Below are 18,684 nucleotides of genomic sequence, written 5' to 3' on the forward strand. Positions count from 1 at the left end.
GGATGACCGTCGCGGCCCTTTTCTTTGGTCCTGATTTCGGCTCAGGCCGTGGCGCGGCCGAGGAATTCCCTGATTTCGTAGCCCGGCATGAAATTGCCGACCCGCTTGATTTCCCATTCCAGCTTGACGCCGGAATGCTCCATCACCCGCTGGCGCACGGTCTCACCGAGATATTCGAGCTCGTAGCCCGTCGCCTGTCCGGTATTGATCATGAAATTGCAGTGAAGCGGCGACATCTGGGCATTGCCGATCATCATCCCGCGGCAGCCGGCCTCGTCGATCAGCTTCCAGGCCGAATGGCCGTCCGGGTTCTTGAAGGTGGATCCGCCGGTCTTCTCGCGGATCGGCTGCACCGTTTCGCGATGCTGGCGCACGGCGTCCATGTCGGTGCGGATCTTGGTCTTGTCTTCCGCATAACCCTCGAAGATCGCATGCGTGAAAATCAGCTCCTTGGCCGCGCCGGAATGGCGGTAGCCATAGCCCATCTCCGCTTTGCTCAGGACATGCCTGTTGCCCTTGCGGTCGACGGCATGGACCTCGATGACGCGTTCGCTGGTCTCGCCGCTATTGGCGCCGGCGTTCATGCGGAGTGCCCCGCCAATCGAACCGGGAATGCCGTAATAGAAGTAGAAGCCGCCAATGCCATGGTCGAGCGCCATGGCGGCGATGTTCTTGTCCGGGCAGATCGCGCCCGCCTTGATGCGGTTTTCACCGGCGAGTTCGAGATCGCCGAAGCCCTTCGCAGAAAGCCGGATGACGACGCCCGGAATGCCGCCGTCGCGCACGAGCAGGTTGGAGCCCACGCCGACGACCATCACCGGCACCTCTTCGGGCACCAGCTTCAGGAAGGCGACGAGGTCGTCGGTGTCGTGCGGCTGGAACATGAGTTCGGCAAGGCCGCCCGCACGAAACCAGGTGACGCGGTCCATCGGGGCATCGGGCGTGAGACGTCCGCGGATTGCAGCGACGCCGCTTCCGAGCGAATCGAGAAGTTTCTGACCGTTGACCTGTTTCATGCTCGATTTCCTGAAATTTCCGCGAGCTGCTTGGGCAAGGCCGCGGCCCAATAGGTAATGCTGCCAGCTCCCAAGAGAACCACAAAATCGCCCGGCTGCGCAATCTTCGCGATAACAGGCGCCAGTGCCTCCTGTCCGGGGACGTGGCGGGCATCGCGATGGCCGGCAGCCTTGATGCGGTCGACAAGCGCTTCCGAACTGACGCCCTCTATGGCTTCCTCGCCGGCCGCATAGACCGGAGCGAGCAGGATCGTATCGGCGTCGTTGAAGCAGGAGGTGAAGTCCTCGAAGAGGCTCGACAGGCGCGAATAGCGATGCGGCTGGTGGACCGCGACGATGCGCCCCTGGCACGCCTCCCGCGCCGCCCTCAGGACTGCCCTGATCTCGACCGGGTGGTGGCCGTAATCGTCGAAGATGCGCGCGCCGTTCCATTCGCCCGTCAGCGTGAAGCGGCGCTTGACGCCGCCAAAGGTGGCAAGACCTCTCGCTATGTCCTCGGGCTTGATGCCGAGCCGCTGTGCGACCGCTACGGCAGCCGTGGCGTTCGAGACATTATGGCGTCCGGGCATCGGCAGCCTGAGATCCTTGATCTCGATCACCTGGCCCGTGCGGCGGCGGCGGATCTCAATATCGAAGATGGAGGTCGCACCGTCCATGCGGATATTGTGGAAGCGCACGTCGGCCTGGGGGTTCTCGCCGTAGGTGACGACCTTCCGGTCCTCGATCTTGCCGACCATGGACTGGACTTCCGGATGGTCGAGACACAGCACGCCAAATCCGTAAAAGGGCACGTTCTCGACGAACTGCCGGAAGGCCGCGCGCACGGCGTCGAAACTGCCGTAGTGGTCGAGATGTTCGGGATCGATATTGGTGACGACCGCGATGTCGGCCGGCAGCTTCAGGAACGTGCCGTCGGATTCGTCCGCTTCGACCACCATCCATTCGCCGGCGCCCATGCGCGCATTGGTGCCGTAGGCGTTGATGATGCCGCCGTTGATCACCGTCGGATCGAGGCCGCCCGCATCGAGCAGGGCGGCGACCATCGAGGTCGTCGTCGTCTTGCCATGGGTCCCGCCGATCGCAATCGCATTGCGGAAGCGCATCAGCTCGGCAAGCATCTCGGCCCGGCGCACGACCGGCAGGAATTTCTCGCGTGCAGCGATAAGCTCGGGATTGTCCTTCTTGATCGCCGTCGAGACGACGACCACCTCGGCATCGCCGAGATTTTCCGCTTTGTGCCCGATGGAAATGCTGATGCCCTTTTCCCGCAGACGCTGCACATTGGCGCTGTCGGCCTGGTCGGAACCCTGGACGCGATGGCCGAGATTGTGCAGGACTTCGGCAATACCGCTCATGCCGATGCCGCCGATACCAATGAAATGTACGAGCCCGATCGTCTTCGGCATCTTCATGAGCGTGTTTCCTTGAACTTCGCGACTGTCGAGCCGCTGGCAATAGCCTCTACCAGCAAGGCAAGCAAGCGCGCGGCATCCGGCTTGCCGGTCTGGCGGGCGCCAGCCGCCATCTGCGCCAGCGCATCCGGGTTGCTCATCGCATCCGCAAGGATGCCGGCGAGACGCTCGGCGCTGAGCTCCACCTGCGCGATCACGCGCGCCCCGCCTTTCGCGGCGAGTGCGGCGGCATTGGCTGCCTGGTCGTGGTCGAGAGCGTAGGGATATGGCACCAGGATCGCCGGGCGCCCGATGACCGAGATTTCCGAAACGGTGGAAGCGCCCGAGCGGCAGATAAGGAGCTGCGCCGAAGCGATCCGACCGGCCATGTCGGTGAAGAAGGGGGAGACCTCAGCCGGAACGCCGAGCTTCTCGTAGATCGCGATGACGCCTTCCCGGTCCTCGGGCCGGGCCTGCTGCGTCACCTTCAGCCGCTGGCGCAGCGCGTCGTCGAGCCGGCAGACCGCCTGCGGCACCGCTTTCGAGAAGAATTGCGCGCCCTGGCTGCCACCGAAGACCACGAGATGAAAGGGCGCATCGCCGGCAGCCGGCGCATAAGGAACCCCGGCAGCCTTCAGTACCGCGGGGCGCACAGGGTTTCCGGTCGCCACGGTCTTTGCCGCGAAGGCTCCGGTGCCTTCCGGAAGAAAGCCGCCGGCGACGGCCTTGACCCGCGATGCGAGCATTTTGTTGGCGCGGCCCATCACCGCGTTCTGTTCGTGGATGATGGACGGAATGCCCATGCCCGTGGCCGCAAGCAGCGGCGGCACCGTCGGGTAGCCGCCGAAGCCGACGACGGCCCTGGGCTTAAGCCTGGCAATCAGTCGCCGGGCCGCCCTCAGACCCGTCCAGAGCTTCCACACCGACCGGGCGAGTTTCAGCGGATTCTTCGAGCCGATCGTCGCCGACGGCACGACATGAATCTCGTCGGCCGGGAACTTCCCCGTGAAGCGTTCGGCACGGCTGTCCGTCACCAGATGCACGGAATAACCCGTCGCTTTCAGCTCGTGCGCCAGCGCCTCGGCTGGAAAGAGATGCCCGCCGGTCCCGCCGGCGGCAAGAAGAATGATGCCTTTATCCATGTCTCACTCCGCCGGCACTCCGACGCCCGATCGAAAGAGGCTGCGCTCGACCGCACGCTTCTCGGGCCGATGACGCGTCAGTGCCAGAATGAATCCCGCTGTCACGCAGATCGCCACCATCGACGACCCGCCATAGGAAATCAGCGGGAGCGTCATGCCCTTGGCCGGAAGCAGCTCCAGATTCACGCCGATATTGATCATCGACTGAATGCCGATTTGCAGGACCAGCCCGGCAACCGCGAACCGGTTGAAATCGTTGCGCTCACGGAAGGCATGATTGAGGCCGCGCATAACCACGAAGGCGAAAATCACGACGACGACCATGCAGAAGACGATGCCGAACTCCTCCGCAGCGACGGAGAAGATGAAGTCCGTATGGCTGTCCGGAATGATGCGCTTCACCACGCCCTCGCCCGGGCCGCGGCCGAACCAGTCACCGCGAATGATCGCCTCGCGGGCCGTATCCACCTGGAACGTATCGCCTTCTCCGGTCAGGAACCGGTCGATGCGGCCGGCGACGTGAGGCAGGATGGAATAGGCGGCGAAAAACCCGCCTATCGCCACCGACGCGAGCACGATGATCCAGAGCCATGGCATGCCCGCCATGAAGAACATGCCGCCCCAGACCACCGTCGTGAGGATGGTCTGGCCGAGGTCGGGCTGGGCGACGAGGAGCGCCCCGACGATACCGAAGAGGAGGATCGAAAGCAGATTGCCGGGGATTTCCGGCTGCCGTGCATGTTCGGCGAAAAGCCAGGCGCAGACCACGACAAAGGCGGGCTTCATGAATTCCGAGGGCTGTATCGAAATGCCGGCGAGCGACAGCCACCGCCTGGAACCCTTGACCTCCTGACCGAAGAACAGAGCCAGCACCATCATCGCCGTGGAAATCACGAGCAGGATGATCGCCGTGCGCCGCACCTGTCGCGGCGAGAGAAAGGAGATGCCGACCATCACCACCAGCGACGGCAGGAGGAAGAGCGCATGGCGCTTGACGAAGTGGAAGCTGTCGAGGCCGAGCCGTTCGGCGACCGGGGGGCTTGCGGCGAAGGAGAGCATGAAGCCCACGCCCATCAGCAGGATGAAGGCGGCGAGAAAAAATCTGTCGATCGTCCAGAACCAGTCGGCCACGGGGCCACGTTCGGCTCGGCTTACCATCAGTCTGTCCCCTTTCCCGGCGCCTAGTGCGCCAACATCCACTACCGGCCGGAGCCGTCAGATCAGCATGCTCACGCCCTCGAGCGCCGCCACATGGCCGACGAAGGCATCTCCGCGCACCTCGAAGTTCTTGTACTGGTCGAAGCTTGCGCAAGCCGGGGAAAGCATCACGGCTGCAGGACCTTGCGAGTCCCGCGCCGCATCCGCTGCCGCGTGCGCAACCGCCTTTTCCAACGTCCCCGAGATTTCGTAGGGCACTGCCTCGCCGAGTGTCGCGGCGAAGGAGGGTGCCGCCTCTCCGATCAGATAAGCCTTGACGATCTTCGGGAAGAACGGCGCCAGTGACGTGATGCCGCCCTCCTTCGGCAGTCCGCCGGCGATCCAGTAGATTCTGTCGTAACTCGAAAGCGCCGGGGCTGCAGCCTCTGCATTGGTCGCCTTGCTGTCGTTGACGAAGACGACCTCTCCCTTTTTCGCAACCGGCTGCATCCGGTGCTTGAGGCCCGGAAAGCTCCTGAGGCCGTCGACGATATCCTTCCCGGAGATGCCGACCGCCAGGCAGGCGGCGATCGCAGCCGCAGCATTCTGGGCATTGTGCCCTCCGCGCAGCGTCTGGATCCCGGCGAGATCGGTAAAGAGCGACGATGCCCCGTCCTGCGCACGCATCAGCGCCGAGCCTTCGGCATAGATGCCTTCGGCAAGAGGGTGGCGGCGCGAGATACGCACGACCTTTGTTCCTGCCCGCTCCACCCGGTCGGCGATCAGGCTCGAGAGGCTGTCGTCGACGCCGACCACCGCCGTTCCGCTCCCCGCCACCAGACGCTCCTTGATGTCCGCATAGTGCTGCATCGTGCCGTGGCGATCCAGGTGATCCGGCGTCAGGTTGAGCAGTATCCCGGCGGTCGGGTCGAGCGTTGGCGCAAGGTCGATCTGGTAGGATGAGCATTCGACGACATAGAAGCGCCCTGCTTTCGGCGGGTCCAGCGTCAGCACCGCGGTGCCGATATTGCCGCCGAGCTGCGTGTCGCGCCCGCTTGTCCTGAGGATATGGGCGATCAGCGCCGTCGTCGTGGACTTGCCGTTGGTGCCGGTGATGGCGATGAAGGGGCAATCGGGCGCGTGTTTGCGCCGCTCACGCACGAAGAGCTCCACATCGCCGATGATCTCGACGCCGGCCTGATGCGCGAGATCGACGCTCCAGTGCGGCTTCGGATGCGTCAGCGGAACGCCGGGCGAAAGCACGAAGGCGGCGAAGGCATGCCAGTCGGCGCCGCGCAAATCAGCGGTGGCTATTCCGGCCGCGGCAGCCTTGGCGACGCTGCCAGGATTGTCGTCCCACGCCACGACATCTGCGCCGCCCGAAACGAGTGCCTGAGCCGTAGCGAGGCCCGAGCCGCCTAGCCCGAAGAGTGCGACCTTCCTGCCCTTGAATGAGGTGACCGGGATCATCGTGGCTCACCGCAGCTTCAGCGTGGAGAGGCCGACCATTGCGAGGATCACTGCGATGATCCAGAAACGGATCACCACCTGGCTTTCCGTCCAGCCCTTCTTCTCGAAGTGATGGTGGATCGGCGCCATCAGGAACACGCGATGCCCGGTGCGCTTGAACCAGAAGACCTGGATGATGACCGACAGCGTCTCGATGACGAAGAGCCCGCCGATGATGATCATGACGATCTCGTGCTTGGTCGCGACGGCCACGGTGCCGATCAAGCCGCCGAGCGCGAGCGAACCCGTATCGCCCATGAAAATCGCGGCAGGCGGTGCGTTGAACCACAGGAAGCCGAGTCCCGCGCCGATCACGGCGCCAAGGATCACCGCGAGTTCGCCGGTGCCGGGCACGAAATGGATCTGCAGGTAATTGGCGAAGACGGCGTTACCCGCAAGATAGGCGATCAGCCCGAATGCGGCCGACGCGATCATGACGGGAACGATCGCGAGCCCGTCGAGGCCGTCGGTCAGGTTTACCGAATTTCCCGCGCCGACGATGACGAACCCGCCGAACAGCACGAAGAAATATCCGAGATTGAGCATCAGGTCCTTGAAGAAGGGAAAGGTTACCGACGAGCCGAAGGTGGAACCCGCCGCCCCTGCGGAAAGCGCCGCCTGCATCATGAAGAAGACGGCAACGGCGGCGATCACGAACTCGATGCCGAGTCGTGCCTTGCCGGAGAAGCCCTTTTCCGACTGTTTCGTCACCTTGAGATAGTCGTCGTAGAAGCCTATCGCGCCGAAACCGAGCGTCACCAGAAGCGTCGATACGACGTAGATGCTGGACAGATCGGCCCAGAGCAGCGACGACACCACGATGCCGGTCAGGATCATCAACCCGCCCATGGTCGGCGTACCGGCCTTCTTGAAGTGCGTCTGGGGGCCGTCGGCGCGGATCGGCTGGCCCTTGCCCTGGCGGATGCGCAACGAGGCGATCATGGCGGGGCCGAACAGGAACACGATCAAGGCAGAGGTAAAGAGAGCCGCCCCCGTACGGAAGGTGATGTAGCGAAAGAGATTGAAGAATTGAAAGTGGTCCGCCAGTTCCACAAGCCAGATCAGCATAAGGGACCTTTCCCCCAGAAGTTTATAATCGGACATCGTCCAACAGAATCATCTGCCAGAAGATACCCGCTTGCGTTCGACTATGTTAGGCCATTTCCCCTGGCCGAAGGCCGTATCCACCAGCACTGCGGCGCCGCGCACCCTTTCGGGCGTACAAGAGCCGCCGTCACGCTTTCAGTTGCCGCATGTTCTTCCGTAAACCGGTTCCGGTTCGAGGAAACATGCAGCGGTGGCAACGTCCCTATACTTCCCCTGCTCCGGCCGTCTCCTGCGGATAGGCATCGAGAAGCGCCTGGACGATCTTTGCGCAACCGGTGCCTTTCGAAGACTTGACCATCACGACGTCGCCGGCCGCAACCGCGCCGAGGGCGTAGCCCGTGAGATCGCCCACCACATCCCGATGAACGACGGATACCTCCGGCGGCAGAGCGTCGCGCAAATGGGCCATCTCGGGTCCGGCCAGCCAGACATCGGCAATACCCGCCTCGACAACGGGTCGCGCAAGCGCCGCATGAACAGCCGCCGAATGCTCGCCCATTTCCAGCATGTCGCCGAGAACGGCGATGCGTCGCCCGCCGGGCGCCGGCTCGGCGTCGCGAAGAAGCGAGATCGCCGCCCGCATCGACGCGGGATTGGCGTTGTAGCTCTCGTCGATCACGGTGAGGTGCCCGGTGCCGATCCTGAGGCGATGCCGCAGCCCCCGGCCCTTTTCCGGCTGCATGGTCGCAAACGACGCGGCGACGCGGTCGGTATCCGCGCCTGCCAGCGTCGCCGCGGCGATCGCCGCCAAGGCGTTTTCCGCGATATGGCGCCCGGGGACGCCGATCGCGATTTCAAGCGTTCTGCCTCCGATGCCGGCCCAGAGCACCGAGCCTTCCGCTCCGCCGGCGAACTCGGCCAGACGGAATTCCGATCTCGGATTTGCGCCGAAGGAATGGACATGGCTCACCCCGGCCGCGGCAGCCGCCCTTTCGAGGAGATCGTATTGCGCGCTGTCCCGATTGATGACCGCATGACCTCCATTGACCACGCCTTCGAAGATTTCGGCCTTGGCCGCCGCGATCTCGTCCAGGCTCGTGAAATTGCCGAGATGGGCGGCGGCAATGCTGGTCACAACAGCCACATGCGGACGAACCATCCGTGTCAGCGGCAGAATTTCGCCCGCATGGTTCATCCCGATCTCGAAGACCCCGAAATCGGTCGTCTCCGGCATGCGCGCAAGCGTCAGCGGCACGCCCCAGTGATTGTTGAAGGACGCCACGGAGGCGTGGACCCGGCCGAGGGGCGACAGCACGTGCCTCAGCATCTCCTTCGTGGTGGTCTTGCCCACCGATCCCGTGACGGCGATGATTTTCGCCGCGCTGCGGTCGCGTGCCGCGCAACCGAGCCGGATCATCGCCTCCAGCACGTCGTCGACGACGATCATCGGGGCGATCAGGCGCCCGAGCGCCGGCAGCTTCGCTTCGCTGACGACCAGGAGCGCGGCTCCGTTTGCAAGCGCGATACCGGCATAGTCGTGGCCGTCGACGCGATCGCCCCTGATCGCGAAAAAGGCCTCGCCGTCGCCGATCGTGCGGCTGTCGATCGAAATGCCGGTGATACCTTCCGGCAGGTTTCCGACCGGGCGGCCGTTCATCGCGGCCAGAAGATCGCTGCTTGTCCAGAGCCAGTTCAAATCAAAGACCTCCCAGTGCCTTGCGGACCTCCGCGTGGTCGGAGAAAGGCAGCGTCACGGAACCGACCGTCTGCCCCTCTTCATGCCCCTTTCCGGCAACGATCAGCGTATCGCCGGTCTTCAGCATGCCGACAGCCGCGCGGATCGCCTCGGCGCGATCGCCGATTTCCGTAGCCCCCTTGGCCGCGGCCATGATCTCGGCACGGATCACTTCCGGTACTTCCGAACGCGGATTGTCGTCGGTGACGATCACGACGTCGGCGAGGCGGCTGGCAATCTCTCCCATGATCGGGCGCTTGCCCTTGTCCCGGTCGCCGCCGCACCCGAAAACCACCACGACCCGGCCGGTGGTAAAGGGACGCACGGACTCCAGCACGTTTGCGAGTGCGTCCGGCTTGTGGGCGTAATCCACATAGGCGAGTGCGCCGTCCTTCGTCTGTCCGACAAGCTCCAGCCGCCCCGAAGCGCCCTGCAGCCTCTCCAGCGCCGAGAATGCCGCCTTTGCGGTGATCCCGGTGGACATTGCGAGGCCCGCGGCAACGAGCGCGTTGGCGATCTGGAAATCACCGGCGAGCGGCACGTGAATTTCGTAGATGTCGTCGCCGACATGAACCTCCGCCGACTGCTTGTGACGGAAATGCTCGACGCGCTTCAGCGCGATGAAATCGCCGTTGCGCCCGACGGTGCGCACATCGTGGCCTGCCTTGCGAGCGGCAGCGATCGCCTCGGCGGACCATTGGTCGTCTGCGAAGATCACCGCCGGCGAACCTTTCGGCAGGAGCGCCCCGAAGAGGCGCATCTTGGAGGCCATGTAGTGCTCGACAGTCGGATGGTAATCCATGTGATCGCGGCCGAGATTGGTAAAGGCGGCGGCCGCGAGCTCGACCCCGTCCAGCCGCCTCTGGTCCAGCCCGTGGCTCGAAGCCTCCATTGCCGCATGGGTCACGCCCTCGTCGGCGAGTTCGGCAAGCAGCTTATGCAGGGATACCGGGTCGGGGGTCGTCAGCGAGCCGTATTCGGTGCGGCCGGGCGCCACCACCCCCGTGGTGCCGATCATCGCCGCCGAGAAGCCGCTATGCGCCCAGATCTGCCGGGTGAAGGAGGCAACGGACGTCTTTCCCGCCGTGCCCGTGACCGCCACCATCGTCTCCGGCTGTCGTCCGTAGAAGCTGGATGCCGCTTTTGCAAGGAACCTGCGCGGGTCGGAGATCGCAAAGACGGGCGCACCCGCTTCTGCCGGGGCGCCGGTTCCGGCGACGACCGCCGCAGCTCCGCGAGACATTGCGTCCGCTACGTAGGCAGCCCCGTCCGCCTTCGATCCGGCGACCGCAACGAAGAGGTCGCCGGGCTTGACCTGCCGGCTATCGGCGGTGATGCCGCCGATCTCGATGTTCGCGGCATCGCCCTTCAGCTGCGCCGAAAGTTCCGGGAAATTCGATCCCGCCAGGTCCGTGATCTTCATGAACTGCACGTCTCACATCGATATGATCCAACAGCGCCGTGCGTCTTTTCAGACGCGCAAAGGTCGCTGTAACACTTTGAATGCAGCATGGTCTCGTCCTTGAATCGACTCCGGTTCAGGGAGCCATGCAGCGGAATCGCGAATCGTCCGCCTTTCATTTCACGGTCAATAAGACACAAGCAAGGCAGAACCGTCTTCTCCGAATTTCGGCTCCACGCCGAGCAGCGGAGCGGAGCGGCTGATGATGTCGCGCACCATCGGGGCGGCATTCGAACCGGCCGTGCGTCCCCCGCCTTCGCCGGTCTTCGGCGCGTCGATGAAGGTCAGCACCATGTATTTGGGATCGTCGATCGGAAACGCCGCAAGGAAGGCATTGAAGTTTAGGTCGCTGGCATAGCGGCCGTTGACGACCTTGTCGGCCGTGCCGGTCTTGCCGCCGACATTGAAACCCGGAACGAGCGCCCGCTTGCCGGAACCGGCAATGCCGTTCCAGCGAAGCAGATAGCGCATGTCTTCGCTGGTGCTCTTCTTGACCACGGCGCTCGCGAGTTCGCTCGCCGCTTCCTCGCTGCGCGGCAGGAAGGTCGGAGGGATGAGTTTGCCGCCATTGACCAGCGCGGCACCTGCGACCGCCGTCTGCAGCGGCGTCGTCGAAACGCCGTGGCCGAAGGAGATCGTGATCGAGTTGATCTTCTTCCACTCGCGCGGCTGGCTTGGCGCCTTGACTTCCGGCAGTTCGGTCGGAAGCCTCGTCAGCAGGCCTATCCGGGTGAGGAACTCCTTGTGGCCCGGAATGCCGATCAGGTCGGCGATCTTGGCGGTGCCGATATTCGAGGAATACTGGAAGATTTCCGGCACTGTCAGCACGCGGCGCTTGCCGTGGAAGTCCTTGATCGTAAAGCCGCCGATGCGGATCGGCGCCGTCGCATCGAAACTGTCGTTGAGCGTCACCTTGCCGGAGTCGAGGCCCATGGCGATGGTGAAGGTCTTGAAGGTGGAGCCCATCTCGAACGTGCCGTTCGACATGCGGTTCATCCAGCCCTCTTCTGCGCCTTCCGCAGGCCTGTTCGGGTCGTAATCCGGCACGGAGGCCATGGCCAGCACCTCGCCGGTATGGACGTCGAGCACGACGGCACCGGCGGCAATCGCCTGGTAGTTCTTCATGCCCGCGTCGATGACGTCGCGCACGATGTTCTGTACGCGCACGTCGATCGAAAGCCTGACCGGTTCGAGCTTGGCATCGCTGGTCATTCCGATCGCCGCAAGATCGGCGAGGCCCTGCTCGTCTATGTAGCGCTCCATGCCGGCGACGCCGCGGTTGTCTATGTTGACGTGACCGAGAATGTGGGCGGCAGTCGGCCCGCCCGGATAGAAGCGCCGCTTCTCCGGGCGGAAGCCGATGCCGGGGATGCCGAGCGCGAGTATTTCGCTCTGCTGCTTCGGCGTCAGTTGCCGGCGCAGCCATTGAAAGCGCGAATTCGACTTGAGCTTGTTGTAGATCTCGCGCGCGTTGAGATCGGGAAGCACCGTCGCCAAACGCTCCACCGCCTCGTCGGCATCGACGATCTTGTGCGGCTCCGCATAGAGCGAGACGGTACGGATATCGGTTGCGAGAACCTCTCCATTGCGGTCGAGAATATCGGGCCGCGAGGCCATGAGACTGTCGGCGCGGCCGATCGAGGAAACCGTTTCCGGCTGCGCGAGACCGTATTGGACGAGGCGCCCTCCGATCACCGCATAGACGAGGCCGAAACTGGCGATGATGATCGCGACCCGGCTTTTCGCCCGGCTTGCGCTCTTCTTGCGCGTTCCTTCGAAAGTGACGTTGAGCCCGCTGTCGGCGGGGCGATTATTGCCGCCCGCCGAAAAATGCGCCTTGCTCTTCAGCACCATGATACGAGAGAGAAACGACATCAGCGCGCCACCGAACCTGTTGCGATATTATCTGCCTCGATGACGGCGGCGATATTGTCAGCCGCCTTGTCCTTGGCCTTCTTGTCCTCTTCGGAAGGAGGCAGATCGGCCCTCAGCATTGGCAGCTCCTCCGGCCGCGCCAGCTGCGTCGAGGGGGTCGGCGCGAGTTGCAGGTCGGCTGCAAAGACAGTCACCAGCCTCTCCAGCCGGTTCGGCTGGGTCAGAAGCGCCCAGTCGGCCTTGAGCAGATCGATCGTGTCCTCTTCGAGCTTTATCGCTGCATCGAGCCTGCGCACTTCTTCGAGCTTGTTCTCGGCCTTATGCTTGATCGTGTAGGTGACCGTCGCGGCCGCCGTCATGATGACGATCAGGACAATATCGAGCGTTCTGAGCATCGTCTTCTAGCCCCCCAGCCTTGCAAGGCTCGCCAGTTCCGGCAGATTGAAAATCGAAAGATCGGCGCCCGGCGACGGAGCCTCGGTGCGGACACCCGCTCTCAGCTTCGCGGACCGGGCACGAGGATTGCGGGACGCCTCCTCCTCGCTTGCCGCAACCATAGGCTTGCCGACTGGCGTGAAGGTTGCGGCGCGCGCCGTCACCAGCGGCAGATGGCGGGAGCCGCCCGCCTTGCCGGAGCGATCCTGGAAGAACGTCTTTACGATTCGATCTTCGAGCGAATGGAAGGTAACGACGACAAGCCGGCCGCCGGGTTTCAGAGCCCGCTCGGCCGCAAACAGGGCATGGGCGAGTTCGCCCAGCTCGTCGTTGACGAAGATGCGCAGCGCCTGGAAGACGCGCGTTGCCGGGTGGATCTTGTCCTTGGCCTTGCGTGGCGTAACCGTCTCGATGAGATTTGCGAGATCGCGGGTCGTCTCGAACGGCGTCTCGGCGCGGCGCTTTTCGATGGCACGCGCAATCCGCCCCGCCTGCTTTTCCTCTCCGAGGAAGCCGAAGATGCGGATGAGGTCCGACACCTTCGCGCGATTGACGACATCGGCGGCGGAAACGCCGGCGGCCGACATACGCATGTCGAGCGGCCCCTTCTTCTGAAAGGAGAAGCCACGCTCCGCCTCGTCGATCTGCATGGAAGAGACGCCGATATCGAGCACGACGCCGTCGAGCCCTTGTGCCGGCGCATGCTCGGCCAGATCGGAAAAACGGGAATGAACGAGCTTCAGCCGCCCGCCGCTGGCGTGCATCATGGACTGCCCCGCGGCGATCGCCGTCGGATCGCGGTCGAGCGCGACGACGTCGGCACCGGCATCGAGAATGGCGGATGCGTAGCCGCCGGCGCCGAAGGTGCCGTCGAGAATGATCTTGCCGGGAGCGGGGTCCAGAGCTGCGAGAACTTCCTTCAGGAGGACGGGAATGTGACGAACCGGTCCGCCGTCGGCTTCAGAAGTTCCGCCGCCTTGATCCGTCACCATTCCGCCTCTCCACTCTATTGCGAACGCAGCCCCCGTTGCTTGCGCCCTTCCCTGGCCCCCGCCTGCGCCCTCGCAAACGCCTGCGGATCCCAGAGCTGAAAATGATCGCCCCGCCCGACGAAGGTCACGTCGTTCGAGATGCCGGTGAAGTCGCGGATGAAATCCGTCACCATCAACCGGCCCTCCGGGTCGAGCTTCACATAGACCCCGCCCCCATGAACAAGGAGCGACATCTCGTTGGCCGCATCCGAAAACGGATCCTCGGCGGCCATCTGCTTCTCGAACCGGTCCAGAAGCTCCGGTCCGCCGACGCTGATCGCCGGAAAGACGAAGTCCTGAAAACAGTATAACTCCCGCACGCCCGCCTCCAAAAGCACGGCACGGAAGACCGAAGGGACGGAGACCCGCCCCTTGGCATCGATCCGGTTCGTAACATGTGACAAGAAGCGGTTCATGACGCGAAACGGCCGCCCCCGATTGACGGGCCACGATCATCGGCCCGCACATACACTCGCACGCCCGCGCAAAGATCCCCCGCCGGGCACGTGCGTGCCCGCCTGATCCTTCCATCGACGGAAGCCTCGAATTTCGCGATGGCGGGCCATTGCACGGCCCTTGCGCAGTACCATTATGGGATAACATGGGACCAGATGGGCGTCAATGGGAGAAGCTCGTAACCAGCCTTGCGGATGATCAAATATTGATAGGTTGTTAAGTTTAACAAAGGGTTACGATCCGAACCCTAATCCCTTGGAATCGCGCGCAAAAGCGAGCCACGCCGGTGAGGTGCGGAAAACCTCGCAGGCGTGATTCGCATGAACCAGAGAAATTCAGGAGACGTGCTTTGCCGCAGGAGCGCTGCAAAGAAAAAAGCCAGTTGGCCTGTAAGCCGGGTTCTGTATGGCTCCGCCTCCGGAGAGACGAAACTTGGCAGCCATTCATCTGGGACTGCGCTTGCGCGCAGCCTCGTGCAACCCACCCGGACGACGCGCCTGGAAACCGGCTGGGCGCTTGCGCGCCCGTGTCGTCCCTATTCGGTCTTGCTCCCGGTGGGGTTTGCCGTGCCGTCCATGTCGCCATGTCCGCGGTGGGCTCTTACCCCACCCTTTCACCCTTACTCCGCAAGCGGAGCGGTCTGCTTTCTGTGGCACTTTCCCTGGGGTCGCCCCCGCCGGACGTTATCCGGCACCGTGTTTCCGTGGAGCCCGGACTTTCCTCGCCCCGCGGCCTTTCGGCACTTGCGAGGCGCGGCTGCCCGGCCAACTGGCAGAGGCTCATTAAACGACCGGCGCAGCGAGCGCCAGAGAAATCGGCGCTGCCGCCCCGTCCGGCGGTTACTTAACGATACGCGACCGCGAAATCCGTTTCGTAATCGTCCGCCTCGAGCCGGCCGTCCGCCACCAGCACCGCGCCAAGCCTGCCGATCTCGTCGGAGCTCTTGGCAGCCTGGCCGTTGCCGCCGGTGAGCACGGCGATGCGGTCGCTCACGAAACCTATATAAGGATAGCCGTGTCGCGTGAACGCGGTGACGCAGGGCGAATAATGCGTCGAAACGGGTCTCAGATCGGGGATCGTCTCGGCGAGCAGTCCGCGCATGTGTTCGGCCGCTTCCGCGTTTGCACCGCCTCGAAACCAATCCCTGATCGCCGGCTCGCTCGCAAGGATCCGATCGGTCGGGTCGCCGCCGATCTTTATGTAGTGTCTGCCGTCAGCATAGGCAACCGGCGGCAACAGATAGTAGCTCCTCTCCTGCTCCGGCGCGGCGCCGATCAGCGATGGCATGCCTTGATAGATGGGAAGATCATCCGCGCCGACTTCCGCAAAAAGCACGGTGCGCGCCTTTACCGCAAGATCGAGCGCCCGCGGGAGAAGCGCCTGCGATAGCGAGAAGCCGCCTGCGGCGACCAGGGCGCGGCCGGCACGAACCAGGTGCCCGTCGATAGTCCTGACCACCACGCGGTCTGGACCGTCTTCGACCGAGACCACCTCCGAGCGGATCACCCGTGCACCCGATTTCTCGGCTGCGATCGTTTGCGCGCGGACGAGCGAACGAGGATTTATGTAGCCTGCGCCGCTTGCCTCGTGAACTCCGGCATAGCCTTGCGGGAAGCGGAACCAGGGAAACCGCCCGGCAAGGTCGTCGCCAGGGATCAGCGGCGCCTCGACACCGAGTCTGTCGCGGGCACGCTCGACATTCTCGAGATAGTCGAACGCGCCGCCGGGAGCCGGAGCCGCGATCAGACAGCCGACGGGAAAATAGAACTCGACGCCGCTCTCCAGTGCAATTTCCGGATAGCGGTCGATCGAGCGCCGAGCGAGACGCGCCCAGACCGGGTCGTCGTCGATCGTACGGGTGATGCGGGCATTGTCGTAATGACTGGCGAAAACGCCGCCGTGGTTCGCCCAGTCCTCCGGCTCATCGGGGCCGATAAGCGCGACACCGGCGCCCGCCCTCGCAAGATGACGCGCCGCTGCTGCGCCCATCATCCCCTTGCCAACAATGACGAAATCAACGCTTTCCGACATGCCCTTCCCCGATGTTCGCTTCGCGACCGAGATAGCATGCCGTTCAGGCTTCCGCACCGAATTCCTTCGAACAATCAACAATATGCCGGAACGCGATACCCATCCGGCCTATGTCTTGCAGCGTCACATCCGGTAGATCACAGCCAGTCCAGGATGTTCTTGACTTTACCGCAGTAGCGCTTCGAAACGGGGTTCATTCGCTTCGCGCCATGGCCGGCATTGTATTTGAGGATGGTGCCGCAGGTCGTCCCGTCCGAAAGCTCCTGCGCCTTCGCCAGGTACTTCATCCCGAACTTGATATTGGTCTCAGGCTCGTAGAGTTCTTTGATCGAGCCGGTATAGCCCATCATCCGGGCCGTGGCCGGCTTGATCTGCATCAGACCGACCTCGCCGGCGCTTCCCCGAGCCTTGGCATTGAAGTTGCTCTCGACCTCGACGATGGCGTGAGCGAGATCGGCCGGAATGCCGTATTGCTTGGCATAGGACTGGATGAGGATCGTATATTGGGATCCGCGTGGCAATGTCAGGTCGGGTTTCGGATAACCCGTCGTTCTGGTCACCGACGGAATCGCAGAAGTCTTGACGGTTTTGTCGATGCCCCCCGCATACGACGTACCAATCCCGGCGAAGAACATGCCAAGGCATGCCGCCACCGCAGCAACAGACGCTATTCTCATTTAGTTTGAAGTCTCCGGTCTGGGGAACCGATCGCGCGGCGCACCCCACCGCCACGATCGAATTTCCCGATCGTTTTCATTGACAAAGGTGCCGCGCTCGGCGCCACATCCCCTGCAGTTGATGCAACGGAAATGACCGGCGCATCATGGTAAACATGTGGCAGCACGAGAAAATCGTGCACGAAAAACAAACCCACGCTAATTTAGGGGGAACAAAAATCGCCTGTCAGGCGTTGCGAATCGGCAATGCCGAAAGCAGGCGGTGCAGCGTATCGATGGTGGAAACGTCGGCGATGCCGTCTACTCGCGATTGTCGGAAATGGCGCTGAAACGCGGCGACCACGCCTTCGGTTCTTGCGCAAAAATCCCCAGTGATTTCAACTCCATAACCATAAAGCAAAAGCATGGACTGGAGCGCTTCCACGGGCTGACCGCTGTCGCCGCGCTGAAAGAAGCGGCCACCCCTCACGGGCGCCGGTTCAACCCAGTGTCCGACCCCGCGACGAAAGAGCACATCCCAAGGAAAATTTTCTCCAGGATCAACCTTGCGAATCGGCGCGATATCGCTATGCGCAAGCACCCTCTCCGGGGTGATTTGCCAGCGTTCGCCACAGTCCAGACACAATTCGGCGACCGCCTCGATCTGTGCCTCAGGGAAGTCCGGGAGGCCGCCCGGGTGACCGGCATTGGCAATCTCGATCCCGATGGAGCACGAATTGATATCCGTCTCGCCCTTCCAGACGCCCTTGCCCGCGTGCCAGGCCCGGCGTTCTTCCGGCACCAGTTGGGCGATTCGCCCCTCCTCGTCCACGAAATAATGACAGGAGACCTGGCTTTCCTCGCGACAGAGCCAGTCGAGCGCGGACGCCGCCGTCTCCATGCCGGTATAATGAAGGATGATCATATCCGGCCTGCGCCCGCCGGCGCGCTCGCCATGGTTGGGCGAGGGCACGAGATGAGCGCCGGGGAAATCGCAGGTCTCGGATGTCATGCGGCGCGACGTTCTCTTTCGATCGCCTCGTAGGCCGCGTTGAGCACGGCCATGCGATCGTTGGCGATCGCGTGGAATTCTTCCGGCACGCCGCGCGCCACGAGCATGTCCGGGTGGTTCTCGGAAACGAGAACGCGGTAGCGCTTGCGAATCGCGGAAAAGTCATCCTTCGGCGAAACGCCGAGAACCTGATAGGGATCGCGGTCGTCGCCATGAACGTGGCGCGCCATGATGCATCCGAAATGCTCGTCGTCCATCCTGAATATCTCAGCCACGCGCCTCAGGAACGTAAGTTCCTTCTCGTGCACCGCCCCGTCGGACTTCGCGATATGGAAGAGGCCGTCGACGATGTCTTCGAGGATCGGGCAATTCCTCTCGCAGGAGGAGCAGAGCGAAGCCATTTTCTCCGCATAGGCCTCGTAGCCGGCAACGTCCTGGCGGGCGAGATTGTAAAGCCTGGCGACGTTCTTCGCCTGGTCCGCGGGAAACTTGAAGATGTCGCGAAAGGCGCTCACCTCGGCCTCGTTCACGATGCCGTCGGCCTTCGCCATTTTCGCCGAAAGGGCGATCATGGCGACCGAAAAGGCGACCTTTCGCCGAGTTTCCGGATCTCCTTCGAAGAGCGTCCGGACCGCCTCGACCACTCCCGTAAGCGCGTTACCAGTGGTCGTGACGATTTTGAGCAGGCTGTCCCAAAATGACATAAGTGCGATTGTTCCCTGTCCACCACGCGAGCATGATCTTATGCG

Annotated in this window: 16 protein-coding genes and 1 other RNA gene; all 17 read right to left on the reverse strand. The window is 63.2% G+C overall.

Features of this window, described 5'->3' with window-relative positions:
• Positions 1-41 precede the first annotated feature (41 nt).
• The 17 genes from murB to PZL22_RS12610 all read right to left on the reverse strand — a co-directional run bounded on the left by murB (position 42) and on the right by PZL22_RS12610 (position 18,639).
• Positions 42-1,016, reverse strand: coding sequence for a UDP-N-acetylmuramate dehydrogenase (gene murB / locus PZL22_RS12530; protein ID WP_003529123.1), 975 nt, complete (start codon positions 1,014-1,016; stop codon positions 42-44).
• Positions 1,013-2,428: a UDP-N-acetylmuramate--L-alanine ligase gene (murC, locus tag PZL22_RS12535; RefSeq protein WP_003529126.1), complete on the reverse strand. Its 1,416-nt coding sequence runs from the start codon at positions 2,426-2,428 to the stop codon at positions 1,013-1,015. The genes murB and murC overlap by 4 nt, the downstream gene beginning before the upstream one ends.
• Complete coding sequence (gene murG, locus PZL22_RS12540; RefSeq protein WP_003529128.1) at positions 2,425-3,549, reverse strand: undecaprenyldiphospho-muramoylpentapeptide beta-N-acetylglucosaminyltransferase; 1,125 nt, start codon at positions 3,547-3,549, stop codon at positions 2,425-2,427. Before murG ends, murC begins: the two co-directional genes overlap by 4 nt.
• 3 nt (positions 3,550-3,552) lie before the next feature.
• Entirely contained in the window at positions 3,553-4,707 is a 1,155-nt protein-coding gene (gene ftsW / locus PZL22_RS12545) for a putative lipid II flippase FtsW (RefSeq protein ID WP_003529129.1), read from the reverse strand.
• 57 nt (positions 4,708-4,764) lie between these two features.
• Positions 4,765-6,156, reverse strand: coding sequence for a UDP-N-acetylmuramoyl-L-alanine--D-glutamate ligase (gene murD, locus PZL22_RS12550; protein ID WP_003529131.1), 1,392 nt, complete (start codon positions 6,154-6,156; stop codon positions 4,765-4,767).
• Between the two features lie 6 nt (positions 6,157-6,162).
• Entirely contained in the window at positions 6,163-7,263 is a 1,101-nt protein-coding gene (mraY, locus tag PZL22_RS12555) for a phospho-N-acetylmuramoyl-pentapeptide-transferase (RefSeq protein ID WP_003529135.1), read from the reverse strand.
• 241 nt (positions 7,264-7,504) lie between these two features.
• Complete coding sequence (locus PZL22_RS12560; protein ID WP_003529137.1) at positions 7,505-8,938, reverse strand: UDP-N-acetylmuramoylalanyl-D-glutamyl-2,6-diaminopimelate--D-alanyl-D-alanine ligase; 1,434 nt, start codon at positions 8,936-8,938, stop codon at positions 7,505-7,507.
• A gap of 1 nt (position 8,939) precedes the next feature.
• On the reverse strand, positions 8,940-10,400 hold the full coding sequence (locus tag PZL22_RS12565; RefSeq protein WP_003529139.1) for a UDP-N-acetylmuramoyl-L-alanyl-D-glutamate--2,6-diaminopimelate ligase: 1,461 nt from the start codon (positions 10,398-10,400) through the stop codon (positions 8,940-8,942).
• Between the two features lie 165 nt (positions 10,401-10,565).
• Positions 10,566-12,314 carry a peptidoglycan D,D-transpeptidase FtsI family protein gene (locus PZL22_RS12570; RefSeq protein ID WP_003529140.1) on the reverse strand — a complete coding sequence of 583 codons (1,749 nt, stop codon included), beginning with the start codon at positions 12,312-12,314 and terminating at the stop codon, positions 10,566-10,568.
• Entirely contained in the window at positions 12,314-12,709 is a 396-nt protein-coding gene (gene ftsL / locus PZL22_RS12575; RefSeq protein ID WP_003529141.1) for a cell division protein FtsL, read from the reverse strand. Before ftsL ends, PZL22_RS12570 begins: the two co-directional genes overlap by 1 nt.
• Positions 12,710-12,715: 6 nt before the next feature.
• Positions 12,716-13,741, reverse strand: coding sequence for a 16S rRNA (cytosine(1402)-N(4))-methyltransferase RsmH (gene rsmH, locus PZL22_RS12580; RefSeq protein WP_003529142.1), 1,026 nt, complete (start codon positions 13,739-13,741; stop codon positions 12,716-12,718).
• Between the two features lie 14 nt (positions 13,742-13,755).
• Positions 13,756-14,196 (reverse strand): division/cell wall cluster transcriptional repressor MraZ, encoded by a 441-nt coding sequence (gene mraZ, locus PZL22_RS12585; RefSeq protein WP_003529143.1) that lies wholly within the window; start codon positions 14,194-14,196, stop codon positions 13,756-13,758.
• A gap of 414 nt (positions 14,197-14,610) precedes the next feature.
• Positions 14,611-15,008, reverse strand: an RNA gene (rnpB, locus tag PZL22_RS12590) — RNase P RNA component class A.
• A 71-nt stretch (positions 15,009-15,079) separates the two neighbouring features.
• The gene (locus PZL22_RS12595; protein WP_003529144.1) at positions 15,080-16,267 is read right to left on the reverse strand and encodes an NAD(P)/FAD-dependent oxidoreductase; all 1,188 of its coding nucleotides are present in this window, start codon (positions 16,265-16,267) and stop codon (positions 15,080-15,082) included.
• Positions 16,268-16,404: 137 nt separating this feature from the next.
• Positions 16,405-16,944: a lytic transglycosylase domain-containing protein gene (locus PZL22_RS12600; protein WP_010969754.1), complete on the reverse strand. Its 540-nt coding sequence runs from the start codon at positions 16,942-16,944 to the stop codon at positions 16,405-16,407.
• Between the two features lie 226 nt (positions 16,945-17,170).
• Entirely contained in the window at positions 17,171-17,935 is a 765-nt protein-coding gene (locus PZL22_RS12605; RefSeq protein WP_003529148.1) for an N-acetylmuramoyl-L-alanine amidase, read from the reverse strand.
• A complete protein-coding gene (locus tag PZL22_RS12610) occupies positions 17,932-18,639 on the reverse strand; it encodes a J domain-containing protein (RefSeq protein ID WP_003529150.1) in 708 nt (235 codons plus the stop codon). Before PZL22_RS12610 ends, PZL22_RS12605 begins: the two co-directional genes overlap by 4 nt.
• Between the last annotated feature and the right edge of the window lie 45 nt (positions 18,640-18,684).

Source organism: Ensifer meliloti (genome assembly GCF_030064585.1).
GTDB lineage: Bacteria > Pseudomonadota > Alphaproteobacteria > Rhizobiales > Rhizobiaceae > Sinorhizobium > Sinorhizobium meliloti.

What these genes read in the sequence shown, in the direction of transcription:
- PZL22_RS12605 (WP_003529148.1), bottom strand. Translation starts at nt 17,935, where the DNA reads ATGACATCCGAGACCTGCGATTTCCCCGGCGCTCATCTCGTGCCCTCG.
- murD (WP_003529131.1), bottom strand. Translation starts at nt 6,156, where the DNA reads ATGATCCCGGTCACCTCATTCAAGGGCAGGAAGGTCGCACTCTTCGGG.
- PZL22_RS12565 (WP_003529139.1), bottom strand. Translation starts at nt 10,400, where the DNA reads ATGAAGATCACGGACCTGGCGGGATCGAATTTCCCGGAACTTTCGGCG.
- PZL22_RS12610 (WP_003529150.1), bottom strand. Translation starts at nt 18,639, where the DNA reads ATGTCATTTTGGGACAGCCTGCTCAAAATCGTCACGACCACTGGTAAC.
- ftsL (WP_003529141.1), bottom strand. Translation starts at nt 12,709, where the DNA reads ATGCTCAGAACGCTCGATATTGTCCTGATCGTCATCATGACGGCGGCC.
- PZL22_RS12570 (WP_003529140.1), bottom strand. Translation starts at nt 12,314, where the DNA reads ATGTCGTTTCTCTCTCGTATCATGGTGCTGAAGAGCAAGGCGCATTTT.
- PZL22_RS12600 (WP_010969754.1), bottom strand. Translation starts at nt 16,944, where the DNA reads ATGAGAATAGCGTCTGTTGCTGCGGTGGCGGCATGCCTTGGCATGTTC.
- murC (WP_003529126.1), bottom strand. Translation starts at nt 2,428, where the DNA reads ATGAAGATGCCGAAGACGATCGGGCTCGTACATTTCATTGGTATCGGC.
- mraY (WP_003529135.1), bottom strand. Translation starts at nt 7,263, where the DNA reads ATGCTGATCTGGCTTGTGGAACTGGCGGACCACTTTCAATTCTTCAAT.
- mraZ (WP_003529143.1), bottom strand. Translation starts at nt 14,196, where the DNA reads ATGAACCGCTTCTTGTCACATGTTACGAACCGGATCGATGCCAAGGGG.
- ftsW (WP_003529129.1), bottom strand. Translation starts at nt 4,707, where the DNA reads ATGGTAAGCCGAGCCGAACGTGGCCCCGTGGCCGACTGGTTCTGGACG.
- rsmH (WP_003529142.1), bottom strand. Translation starts at nt 13,741, where the DNA reads ATGGTGACGGATCAAGGCGGCGGAACTTCTGAAGCCGACGGCGGACCG.
- murB (WP_003529123.1), bottom strand. Translation starts at nt 1,016, where the DNA reads ATGAAACAGGTCAACGGTCAGAAACTTCTCGATTCGCTCGGAAGCGGC.
- murG (WP_003529128.1), bottom strand. Translation starts at nt 3,549, where the DNA reads ATGGATAAAGGCATCATTCTTCTTGCCGCCGGCGGGACCGGCGGGCAT.
- PZL22_RS12595 (WP_003529144.1), bottom strand. Translation starts at nt 16,267, where the DNA reads ATGTCGGAAAGCGTTGATTTCGTCATTGTTGGCAAGGGGATGATGGGC.